Raw genomic sequence first — 12,969 nt, forward strand, 5'->3', positions numbered from 1 at the left:
AGTGTGATTTATTTCGAAAATGATGACATCCATAGATTGAATTAGAAGGTAACTTTTATTCAATTGAATCGCTATTGATAATCATTTTCATTTGAACATCCTGTTAATTAGTATAGTCATTAATTCTGTGAAAATCTTGTGAATGGTGTGAATTCATAAAATCAGGCATAAAAAGTAATATGTGACGTCAGGCGTGTTGATTAACCATGATTTCCTCTACAAAACACGCTCATTAATAGCTAATATTTTCATAATCCATTTTTTTACGTCTTTTAATACTTCTAAGAAACTATTTGATTATCACATTTAATAAAAAAACGAGTAAAACGGAATGAAATAGTTTTACTCGTTTTTTATTATCTTATTTTTATCAGTCAATCATTGAATAGCCTCTGCCATGTATCGTTTGAATATATCTGTCTTTCTTCTCGCACTTTAACTTTTTTCTTACATACCCAATATATAAATCTACTACATTTGGATTTACTACTACGTTATATCCCCAAACTTGATTCAAAAGCATCTCACGGCTCAATATTGTGTTTTTGTTTTTAATTAAAAATACAAGTAAATCATACTCGCGCTTAGTAAGTGAGAGATTTTCGCCACCTTTTTTCACAATATTGCTAGATGCATCAACAAAGAGATCTTTAAACTGAAAAAAATTCATCTCATTTTGCTGGATATAGTCACTTCTCCTTAAAATTGCTTGAACCCTTGCTACTAATTCTTCTTTCACAAATGGTTTTCTTATATAATCATCTGCTCCTGCTTGTAGCCCTGCTATGCAATCCTTACTAGAAATATTGTCGGTCACAATAATGATCGGTGTCGTTTTAACAAGTCGTATTTGTCTGCAAATTTCTGGTCCCGATATACTTAATGAGTCCCAATCCAATATGATAATATCCCAATCTTGTTCATATATTATATTTAAACCTTGGTTTTCATTGTGAAGTTTTAAAATGAAATAGCCTTCTTGCGTTAGACCGCTTACAATTTTCTTTGCTGAAGACCGTTCATTTTTAATCACCAACACCTGCTTCACCGATGGTTCACCTCTACTTCAATATAACTTATTTAGATAAAAAATTATCCCCAAAAAACAATTTAAGATTTATAAATTTAAAACCCCTAATTAATCCACTAAAACAGTTTATTAGGAGAACTCTATATAATCTTACAATAGGTATGGATAAAAACACAAAACATATGAAGATTCAAATAAAGCGAAGTGTTAATTAAATAGAGATGTTCATCCCCCACTGCTTATGAGTCCTCACCAATCAGGCTTTTACTGGATAAAATTGTGATAGTTAAGGGATAACACACAAGATGCATTGATGATGTAATTGAAAGAACCAAGAAATTAGATACATTCTATTTTTAGAACCATAACTTTGCCACAAACAAAAAGAACCATAACCTCGCCAACCTGGCAAAATTATGGTTCATATCACAAAAATTGTGACTTAACCCATAAAGTTGCATACCAATAACCCATAACTTTGCATAAAATTATGGGTTTTAAGGTCTAATATCGCAAAATACCCTTCAAAAATAACCCATATAATTGCAGGAAGTTTATTTTGGAAGCATAACATTGCAGAAAGTTTTTACACTGGATATCTTATCTTCCTACCATCCCAATCTATTTTATCTTTAGTAAATAATTCTTCTAAACCCACACCGGTGCAATAACTAAATTTTAATAATTCATCCAAATAAATTTTAGTTCTCCATCTATCCATGGTACATAATGATAAAAATTCCATTCCCATATATCCATAAAATAAATCTACATTGCATTTAAATTGTGTCTCAAAACATTCATTAATCATATGAAAAACTTTCCCTATACTAGGCGGCTCTATATTAGGAGCGACTATCAATAACTCTCCTATATTTTGATTAATCCAGGATTGCCATTCTTTTTCCTTTTGCATCATTTGAAATTTGGTATATGTGGCATCAGATGTTCCTAACCACCTATTACATTTTTGACAATGTACATTGCTGTATCGATTAAAAGTTCTTTGTTTACTTTGACAATCTATATATGGACATTTTGTAAGAAGCGTTCTATTATGTTTTGGACAAAAATTTACTTGTTCAAAAAACCATATTAATGGATCGTATACTTCCCCATGTGCATTAAACATTTCATTATAGCAATCTGGACACCAGGCTCTTGTTTCCTTAAATATCCCCTTACTATGTAGAATATACTCAAAGGTTAACATAGTAAGAAGTTTAAGATTCTTATTACTAGTCATATATTCTAGCCCTTGGACAAACCATTTTATAAAAAAAAATATACCATTCAAACTTACATTACATCTGTGAGAATATGTTCGTTTTCTCCCCCCACTTTTTCTTACTTGGCTACTAATCACATCTTCTATTATAAATTGTGGCTTCACATTATGCTTATAAGCTAACCTTCCCACATAACTAGTTAAACTCTCCACAAAACCAGTACCCAATCCATAAGGCTTTATATTTTGATATATACTTCTTCTTGGATAACTCGCATAGATTTTTCTTTCTATGCTCACTAAATCAAATATCTCTACCATCTATTTTCCCTACTAAGTCACGTTTAGGCTTCCTCTGCCCGACCTTTTTTACGGTATTATTTTTCTTTGGCACTATTTCTTCCTGGACATTCAAGCCCAACATATAATGAATTTTCTTTCTTTTTTCTTCATCTTCCATAAGTAAGGATTCTCCTAACAATACCTCTGATACAATTTTATCAATTTTGCTTATAGAAAGTGCATATTTCTCTAAGTCAGTAATTTCGATACATTCTCTCCCATCACTTAAAACTCCGTATAAACAGCGCTCTAACCAATTTTTTAAGATGCCAACACACCCAACAGTTCTTTCATATATAAATTCCCAATGTTCTAGTAAGTTCATCTGATTAGTCAAAGGTAACTTCCTCTGCAAACTATAAATAATTCTTTGAAAATGAATTATATCTTCTTGTTCTAAAGTGTACCTTGGAAAATTTATATCGACTGTACGCCGACTTAACTGCCCACTGAGATTAGTAAAATTTATTAAATCATAGGTTCCTATTAAAACATGTGTTATCCCTGTTATATTGGCTATAGATTTTATTGAATCTAACTGATCCTGAACCCTTTTCCCACTAGTCATTTTGGCAAAATGTTGTGCTTCATCTATTATAAAAGCCAGCGGTTTGCGATAATGAAATGCTTTTTCTAATGACTCCCTGTACTGTGGAGCAGTTCTAGGGTTCGTATGACTAAAATACTTTTTCTCCCCTTCACCATTTATCACTTTTTCAAAACTAATTTTATGTTCAATCAAAGGTTCTTTCAGTGCCTGCAATGCCCTTTTATAATAATCTTTCCAATTGAAATTTCCTAAATCAGGTGAAACTAATTCAATCCCAGTGACTGGTATCATTCCTGGATCTAACTCTAACTTTGGTATTACTTTTTCAATAATCTTTACTTCCACTAGCCTTTTCAACGTTGTCTTTCCTACACCACTTGGACCAAAAACCATAATAATTGATGCTCCAGCTGGCTTAAATACATTCTCTAACAATGTATCCATTGTCTCTTGCATAGTCTTGTGATTCACAGTAAGATTTCCAAAATAAGCAACTCTTTCGTTTATAGATTTTTTTAAAAGCTCAGCAGGAAAAAGATATTGTTCACCCATCATTCACACTCCTCAAAGAAATCTAACATTTCAAGTTCAGTATAATCTTGCAATAAATTTCTTTTAACTAACTGTTCGGGATTCTCCACCTTCAAAGAAGAGCTATTACCTTCAATCACCTTCATAACTCTCTGTTCTTTATCTTTCATTTGTTGAATTAACAATTTCTCATTATCTTCCATCATTTCAATATGTCCAGCAATCAATTTTGCGTTTATATTTAGAGTTTTAGAATGGTTGTTATTCTGTTTTCTTATTTCAGAAGCTATAATCTTTAATTCTTTTTCAGTTCGTCCCTTTAACATCGAATAATATTGAGAGATACACATTACCCATTTTCCATTAACAAATGCATAAGCAACTCCCAAATCATACGGATCAAATCGGACAGGAACTGTTGCATTCTCTACACCTGGATCTTTAAATACTTCATTCCAATAATAGATATAATTAATTTTCACACCATTTCCTACTTGAACTTTTGCCCTTCCCTTATCTGTAGTAGGTAGTGTAATAATTTTAAATAATTCATCATAGCGTATTAAACGATACGGGCGCTTCCCACCTAAAGAAATTCCGAGTTCAAATGCTTCTTTTGGTGATTGACCAAGCGCTGGATGATCTAACTCATGATAGACATCCTCTATCCAACTATTTAAAACTGTATTTAAATCCCCCAAATTCCAAACGGCATTATTTTTCGGAAGGAATTCTTTAGTTACTTGTCTAACATTTTTCATTATTTTCGTATGCCCTTTAAGATTATGTATGAATGTTGTATTCACTGTTCCAAACATTCTTTCTACTACATTTCCAAATCTCGGCTTTGCTCCTGGTCTTACTTTTTTTGTACATTCATAAGTAGCTAATAAGGTATCAAAATAAGTACTGTGAAACTCCTTTCCTCCATCAACTACCATGATTTGTGGTAAACGAGAATATTTCCTTACACATTCTCTTAAAACCATCATTGTAGAACGATAACTAGGAGGATCAAAAGTTATATGATGCGCTAAAATTTCCCGAGAGTATGCATCAACTAGAAGTGTAATATGTGGTCTAAAAGTATACTTTTGAGATGTAGATAAAACCAACTCAATATCTAATTCAGTATGATCTATATGACATATTTCAAAAGGTCGATCTCCATGTCTCGGTGTTGTTTGATCAAGTGCCCAATAAAACTTTTCATACTTATAGGCTGAGCGTTTTCCCTCTCTCTTTCTAACCTGCTGTTCCTTAGGGCTATTTTTAACATATTGACAGAATGTTTTATAGCTAGGTGCAATAATATTTTTCTCTTCACATATATTTAATAAGTGCCCATGAACCGCTTTTTTAGATTTTTGCTTCATATTTTCATACTGCTTCTCTATAAATTCATTCATTAAATCAAGCGTTTCAACTGGTAATTTATTTACTCGGTTTCCCCTTTTATTGGCTTTGGGAATTAATCCTGTATATCCATTTCCGTATAACTCTTCAGCTTCTCTATAAAGTCTTCTCCATTCCATTAAGGTACGCCATGATACTATATCTTCCCTAATTTTCTCTCCAGATAAACTTCTTTTTACAACTTCAAATCGTTGATTAGCGATTGCTAGATCTTCTTCTGATGCTTCCAATAGTAACTCTTTCTCTTCTTTCATATGCTTAGGTAATTCTAATTCACTAATCCCTCTGACCTTACCTTGATTGAAAAGAGAAACTACACCTTCTTTCGGCAATTCAAGAAATTGTTTTTGATTATTGATTAAAGTTAAATTTTCCAAGCCTATATTTACAATCTTCCATGCTTGTCCTTCCCACGATATCTCTTGGCCAATCGTTATCTCTAATTCAAGAAAAGCATGTACTGATTTTCTTTTATCATTCAAAAAGATTTCAAAAGCCATTGATTGTTCTTTAGTCAAAAATACTGGTACTCGGTCATATTCAGCTATAGAATATTTGTTAATGTCTATATAAATCCTACTTTGAATTAACAACGTATATATATCATCAGCTTGAAAGTCCTGCCCCTTGTTAATTAAATCTAATAAAAAAATTCCAGGTTGCTTGGAAATTAACTTCTCAATCTCTTCTATCTTTTGAATTGAAACATCTCTATCAGCGTCAAACATATAATCTTCAAGAAATGAAATATTCCTTTCCAAAGTTCTATTTATTTCAGAAGAAGACCTAACGTGAAATTCTAAACCAAATTGTGCTGCATATTCTTCACCAGGAGGACATCTCCAAATACCATTCTTGTCTTTTTTATAACGATTAGGATTTTTAGCCGATAAAGCGCTTAGTTCCGATTCCGTTTTCCATTCTTCCCAGGCAGCCGAATCCTTTCTAATAACAAAAAAATCTGGTGTATATATCACACCTATATTCTTCTTTTTGCTACCAGAATAATTTATTTTTATAGAATTAGGTTGATCATAATATTCCAACACATTTGAATCGTGTTCCATCATATAAATCCCAGGAAACTCTACAGTATGACTCTCAAATTGAATACTGACTCCCATCTTTTTACTAGGGTAATTCCCAGGGACATTTCTTCCTCCGCTACTCACTGACCTTACGGGATCTGATGATCTAATCTTTTCTATCATCACCTTTGCCTTTTCTGATACATTATATTTCTTACACCAAATAATAAATTCTTGTTCGCTTAACAACCACTTCACCCCTTAATTATGAGTAATCTCCTTCCATACTTGTTGAATATATTTTTCACGTAATACAGCTGATTTCCCTAAACGTTTTTCAACACTTCTTCTACTTGGATAAATATCATTTCTCATTAATTCTTCTACAGCAACTTGTACACGAGAAGCAACCGTTTCTTTGCGCTCCAAACTTTGTTTCTCACAATACTTCTTGTAGCTTTCTACAATTCTCTTACATTGTTCTGGGCAATGTTGATATAACACCTTCCTGTCATACCCTATTCTTTTAGAAATTTCACTTAAAGAAAAAGTTTCATCGGATTCAATATAACCTTCCAGTTTCTTTTGGAGTAACTCTGGATTAATTTTTCTTCGTTTACTAATAGTATTATTTGATTGTGGCAAAACTATCTCTCTTGCTTTTCCTTGTGCACAATCAAACATCTCTTTTCCATTTGTTAGAAGCTGTTTTATTGATAGCTCTAATTGAAAACAAATTCTCAATAATCCCTCTAAACTTGGTAAACGTTCTCCTTTAACCCAATCCCACATTGTCACTTTAGGGATATTCATTAAACGAGCGAATTCCGCGACATTCCCATCTGAGACTTCTTCAATTAATTTTTGTAGTGATTGCGAAACTTTTTTTAAATTAGTAGTATCTAAAGCTAATAATTCTTCTATATTTTTACTGTTAAAGATATCTTGATTCATATCTGGAATACTAGGAGAAAGCTGGTACTCGCCCAACCAGCCTTTACATACTGGACAGTAACCATTTATGGAGCTCCTATGTAAAATGGGAGGAGTTTTACTACAATGAGGACAAATATTCGATAGATAAGTATTATGAATTAAACAAACCCGCATACAGGATAGATACCAATTTAATGGATAATAAATCTGACTACCTTTTACTTTGCAATCATAGATGCAATTAGGACACCAGAATAAACTCGTCTTCAATAAACCTCTAAGAGACATTATACTTTTCCATTTCATTAACGTTAAATCTAATAAATTATTACGCAAGGTTAAAGACTCTAATACCAGTGAAAAATCTAATGCATTTTTGCAATAGCCATTTATACTTTTTGCACCGTCATAAAATCGATTGCCACCACTTTTCGCACTTTTAAGTAAATACTCTTTATTCATATTAGGAACAATTATTTTGTTAATTAAAGTTCCTGTTGAAAAGTTATGTTCTACTGCTAGACGACTAATATAACTTGTTAAACTTTCAACTCGATGGTTACCTATTTCTTTTGGTTGAAGCGAATATAGTGTACTATATTGTATAACCTCAAAACTTTCCATTTCTGAGTAATACATACTGTTCATATCCCATACGCTCTCCCTCTTTTACCTTTATTATCAGTATTGGTAATTTCTCTAATATATAGACCTTCTTGTAATATACATACTATTTTAATCCGGGCTTAAATTTAACTAATTACTCTAGAACAGATTTTTCAAATGAAAGTTGATTGCACTACAACAGATTGAACATTGCCATAAGATATAGTTCAGGAATAAAATCTAATTAAAAACCCCATATAAATCCCACTTTATGAAAAATAAAAAGAATCCATTTTGAAAAAAATTAATCAAAATGGATTCTTCAAGCACATAATTTAGATTGATTTTTTAAAAATTTAATTCTCTCTCTAAAATCTAATGTTGCCCCACTAATATATTAGTTCCCCACGTAATATCTGTACGTAAATTAGGTGTATTGTTAAGGTATAAGAAAGAGGATTCTTCAGCCGACCAAAAATCTTTTTGCCTAGCCCTATATCTTTCAGTACCTTGCATAATATAACAAGCTTCAATAGCTCTGGTAACCCCCACATAGTGAAGGTTTAGCGCTTGTGTATATTCTTCTTGGCTAACCCAATTCCCTTCTGGTGGTAAAATCCACCTATACAAATCTAAAAGAAATACACATTTAAACTCTAATCCCTTTGATTTGTGTAAAGTCATAATACTCACTTCATTTTCAGTTGCTGGCTTAAAGCTTTTAAGTTTTTCTTCATTTACTAAAATACGCTCTAAATCATGGGTTATTTCTTTATCTATATGTTCTGGATAAGCAAGTTCGGCAAATTTAATAAACAAATTACATTGATCAACTAGTTGATCTTCATCGGCTGAGAAAATCTCATTCAATATTATTAACCCTTTTTCAAATCTCTTTTTTTCAAACTCTTCATTAAAATAACTTTCTACACAATCTAATATCGTAGTTTCCCCAACTTTGTAAGAGAAAAATGAAGATAAAATATCATTAAATAAAATCCCCCAATATGAGTTACTTCTGTCTAGAGCAGTATCTATAAATAATTTATTATCTGTTTGTAAAAAATCGGATGCCCTTTGTGCAGATGCATTTCCTCTGCACAATATAGCAAAATCATTATTATTTAATAATCCATATTTCTGTTTTAAAATCGGTAAATTGTGTTCTATTGAATTAATAACAGCTCGATCATTTCCTTCAACATTAACCTTAAATACTCTCGGATCATCTGTTAAAACAATATCAGGAACCCCCATAAGAGCTAAAGAATAATCTGATATGGCCTTATGACATCTATGATTATGAGTAATTTCCAAGTGTGTAAATTTATTATTTGTCATTAATGAGAATAAAAATTTTGAATATCTGTGGCTAAATGCATAAATCGCCTGATTTAAATCCCCAACAGCTATTCCTACAATACCTTTATCAACTAACTTCAAAAAAATATTGTGTTGAATTTCACCACAGTCTTGATATTCATCAATAAAAACATGCGTATATCTTGACTTGAGATACAATAGACATTCTGGAACTTTATTCAAAATGTAAAGTGCTGTTTCACCGCATAATTCTAAAAATATATGTCCATCTAATAATGACTTCTCCAACAAGAGCAATAGTTCTTCATTTCTAAAATCCTCCCTAATCCCTTTTAGTTTTTCATATTCAGGATAATCATCTATTGAATCCCTTACTTCTAATGCAATAATTTTACCTGTAAGTATCTTTGTAAAAGGAATTATTATTTCCGAAATATAAAATTTATCAATGGTTCCAAAAAAATGATTTTTTCTTTCGATACCTTTTCTTTTACAACGTAATTCTAATTCTTGACTAGCTTTCCTAGTGAAAGAAATTGCAATAACTCCTTGATAATCTAATAAGCCTCCAGAAATTGAACTTATTTTTTCAACAATAGTAAACGTCTTACCACTTCCAGGTTTTGCAGTAATAACTGTATTTCCTTGATCTTCTATAATTTTCTTTTGTTCTGGACTAGGTTGAATGGTCTTACCCATTTTCACGCACAACCTTTTCAGCTAACTTTTGAATTTTCTTTAAAGGCTCTGCAATTTTATCATCCTTTAAATCACTCAATGCATCAAAGTTATTTTTTAAAAAGCTAAGCATATTCTCTGCCTTAGCTTTTTGCATTTTCTTTACTGTACTTTTTTTCTGTCGTGTATTATAAAAACGTTTCAGTGAACCATATAGATTACTTTCTACTAAATCATTTTCTAGATCTATTCCAGATAAAAATATATTATCTTTTTCAATTTCTTGACTAATATGCGTTAAAATTTCTATTGCCTCTTTCGGAACTCCGCCTTCAACCCATTCATTATTTTTCTTATTTTCTTGCCAATACTCTATAAGCGATTTATTTTCCTCTTTACTTAACAGTTCTTCATATATGCCCATTACTCGTGACACACCTGCTTGATAAAATAATTCCATCGACTCTTCTTCTGAATTTTTCTTTGTTTTAGTAAAGGTGTCATTATCAGTTCTCAATACAAAAGGAATATCAAGGGCTAAACATATTTTCACATAAGGTTTAAAACCTACACCATTAACTGAAATAATTGAGACATTCAGACGATCAAGATCGATATTCAACTTTTTTGATAAAGCTGTATAAAAGAGTTTTTCCGAAGGGCCTTCTACAAGAAAAACTGCATTTACAAAAAATACATCTGAGGTAATCGCATCTAATCTATAACCAAAATCGTCAAAGTCTAATTTTAAATCTCCACTACAACCGCTTTTCGCTACTTTTGTCATTTTATGTTTCGAATATAACTTTACGATTTTATCTGGTCGAAACTCTGAAGCAATATGAGGGGAATGTGTAGTAATAAACACTTGTTCTTCAAAGTTTTCTAATAAATAGTTGGACAGTTTTCTTTGTTGATGTGGATGTAAATGCGCCTCTGGTTCTTCTATTGCAAAGAAAGTTACTTTTTCAAGTGTTTTTTTATTTTTTTGTTTAGCAACCCAAGTAGCTAAAAATATTTGATTATTGCGGCCATCACCACCTAATGTAAGTGTTTCACCGTCTGTTGCATAAGTTAATTCTAGATTATCGAGCATTCGTACTATATCAGAATTAGCATTTTTAAAACTCAAAGTCTGATTCTCATTATGAATTGCTAACTCTCCTAGTTCAGTGTTTACACTCTCCAGAGATTTCTTTATGTAATTTAAATTGTCTACTTTATCATTTAATATATTCAAATCCGATTTCATTTCAGCAACAGCTTCTTCATCCGATTTCTTAAGTTCGTCTGCTAATTGTGACTTCGCTTCTTCAAGGATTTGATTTTTTTCTCGCTTCATAAAAGTTGTTAAATTACGGTTTGTATTAACGTATTCCATATTGAGTCGCTTAATATAAAAACGTGATGATTTCATTTCTAAAGTTTCTTCAGAATGTCCAGCATAAATACTATATTCTCCACTTTTCGTGTTCCTGTATTGAATATAAACTGTATTATTTTGTAAATCCCCTTTCAAAGTGCTAATTAAACAATCTTCAACAACCTCATTAATTTTCACAGTAATCTCAATCGAATCAGATTTTGTAAAAACGTTATAATCGCTATCATACAACTCTAAATCTTTATCACTTAAACTTCGATCAAATAGAATTCTTAAAGCATAAATTAAATTAGTTTTTCCTACATCATTTGCGCCAATAACCAACGTCTGGTTGGCAAAATTTATTTTCTCATCATCAAAATTTCTAAATCCCTTTATTCTAATCCATTCAATTAACACTCTTTTCCATCCCCTTAACACCTAGATTTCCTGATATGTTTTATTAGCTACTTAATTTCCTAGATATAATCCATTCATAAATAACAATAACACAACCTAAAATTCTTACTTATAAGAGTGAGGTATTTGATCTTCCCCTCTATTAATACGGTATATCGCCATTCTCTTGATGCTATCCCTAACCCAGTAATCTAAAAACACACTTACAGCTTTACTCCACTACCTTATTGAAGGAAACGTCCACAACTATTCATCCCAATATATAATTAAAAAGTTATATTTAGCATTTTTATTATTATAAATCGAACTGATAATGAGATATCTTAAGTTTTTAGTCAATTTTTATATTTAGTACCTCTACCTATTCAATCCAATGCCCTGCTAAAATTTTTTCCAATATACAGTATTGTTGTTCTTTTGGATATAAAAACACATCTTTAAATAATCATATCTAAAGGGGAAATATGGTGCAACTTTGTTTTAACACTGGAATTTTGAAAATTACATTAGAAGCACGTTTAACCAAAATAATGTTGATACCCTTATTAAATATCTTGTCTAGTTAAAGAATTACTATAATTAAATTCTAGTCAGGAAACACATAATTTCTCCATATTTCATTTCTATAAATTGCTATAGTCCAACCACTACTTTAATTAAGATTTAGACCAAATGACATTGATCCAAGCTTAGACTTCCAAATACGTTCTTTTTCTTGAATATCTTCTTTTCTAACATTCATCGGAAATACTTGGAGAATAGAAAAACGAAAGCGCTGAGAACGATAGGGAGCATTTTTAATAATCTCTTTTAAAAGTTTATTACCACCCGTCCCGTTTGATTTTGCATATTCTCTCCATCTGCCCCATATCCCTTTCTCTCCATATGCTGCTCCTATGTACATTTTCCCATCATACTCATCTAATATAAGATAAATCCCTTTCACACTAGATAACTTATCATACCAAGAAGTATTGCTATAAGGACTATTGCATAGTTCTACAACTTTATAAAAAGGAAGATTCATATCAAGGTAATCGGGGGCTATCCCTGTGTATCCAGGAGGCATCATTTGAATAACCTCACAATTATGCTTATATATACCATACCAAGGATAGTATTGAACATTATTTACGATTAATCGACCTTCTATATCTTCAAAACCAGGTAACTTTTTCAAATCATAATAGTACTTAGCTTTTGTCTTAGCGATACCACGATATGGAGCATCTATCGTATCAGGTAGTCCATTTACATGCTTCACTCCAAGTACTTCATATGCACCAACAAACAAAGACATGCCTTTTTCTAAAGCTAAAAAAGATAGAATATAATTACATTCTTTGAAAACATTTGATTCTTGAAAACTTTGAAATTCGTCTAAATAACCTGTTTGATACAATTGGTGAATATCTACAGGGTTCTCTTTGTCACCTCGATCAATATGACGAGCTGTTTTAATTTTTTTAGTTAAATCAAGTTTTTTGTTTTTAAGAAGAATATCCAAATTCACTATAA

The 12,969-nt window shown here is 31.4% G+C and carries 8 protein-coding genes; all 8 read right to left on the minus strand.

The features are described from left to right. Window positions 1-370: 370 nt before the first annotated feature. The 8 genes from MHH42_RS25765 to MHH42_RS25800 all read right to left on the minus strand — a co-directional run bounded on the left by MHH42_RS25765 (window position 371) and on the right by MHH42_RS25800 (window position 12,964). Window positions 371-1,048: a response regulator transcription factor gene (locus MHH42_RS25765; protein WP_000815822.1), complete on the minus strand. Its 678-nt coding sequence runs from the start codon at window positions 1,046-1,048 to the stop codon at window positions 371-373. A gap of 568 nt (window positions 1,049-1,616) precedes the next feature. Then, the gene (locus tag MHH42_RS25770) at window positions 1,617-2,579 is read right to left on the minus strand and encodes a TniQ family protein (protein ID WP_340894526.1); all 963 of its coding nucleotides are present in this window, start codon (window positions 2,577-2,579) and stop codon (window positions 1,617-1,619) included. Beyond that, window positions 2,563-3,702 carry an AAA family ATPase gene (locus MHH42_RS25775; RefSeq protein WP_046946648.1) on the minus strand — a complete coding sequence of 380 codons (1,140 nt, stop codon included), beginning with the start codon at window positions 3,700-3,702 and terminating at the stop codon, window positions 2,563-2,565. Before MHH42_RS25775 ends, MHH42_RS25770 begins: the two co-directional genes overlap by 17 nt. Next, window positions 3,702-6,374, minus strand: coding sequence for a TnsA endonuclease N-terminal domain-containing protein (locus tag MHH42_RS25780; protein WP_340894528.1), 2,673 nt, complete (start codon window positions 6,372-6,374; stop codon window positions 3,702-3,704). The genes MHH42_RS25775 and MHH42_RS25780 overlap by 1 nt, the downstream gene beginning before the upstream one ends. 12 nt (window positions 6,375-6,386) lie before the next feature. After that, entirely contained in the window at window positions 6,387-7,709 is a 1,323-nt protein-coding gene (locus MHH42_RS25785) for a TniQ family protein (protein WP_052766539.1), read from the minus strand. A gap of 333 nt (window positions 7,710-8,042) precedes the next feature. Beyond that, window positions 8,043-9,689, minus strand: a complete 1,647-nt coding sequence (locus tag MHH42_RS25790) for an ATP-dependent helicase (RefSeq protein ID WP_340894531.1) — start codon at window positions 9,687-9,689, stop codon at window positions 8,043-8,045. Next, window positions 9,682-11,451 (minus strand): ATP-dependent nuclease, encoded by a 1,770-nt coding sequence (locus MHH42_RS25795; protein ID WP_046946646.1) that lies wholly within the window; start codon window positions 11,449-11,451, stop codon window positions 9,682-9,684. The genes MHH42_RS25790 and MHH42_RS25795 overlap by 8 nt, the downstream gene beginning before the upstream one ends. Window positions 11,452-12,103: 652 nt before the next feature. Beyond that, window positions 12,104-12,964 (minus strand): GIY-YIG nuclease family protein, encoded by an 861-nt coding sequence (locus MHH42_RS25800; RefSeq protein ID WP_052766535.1) that lies wholly within the window; start codon window positions 12,962-12,964, stop codon window positions 12,104-12,106. Between the last annotated feature and the right edge of the window lie 5 nt (window positions 12,965-12,969).

This window comes from Bacillus sp. FSL L8-0099, from assembly GCF_038006385.1.
GTDB classification, from domain to species: domain Bacteria; phylum Bacillota; class Bacilli; order Bacillales; family Bacillaceae_G; genus Bacillus_A; species Bacillus_A toyonensis.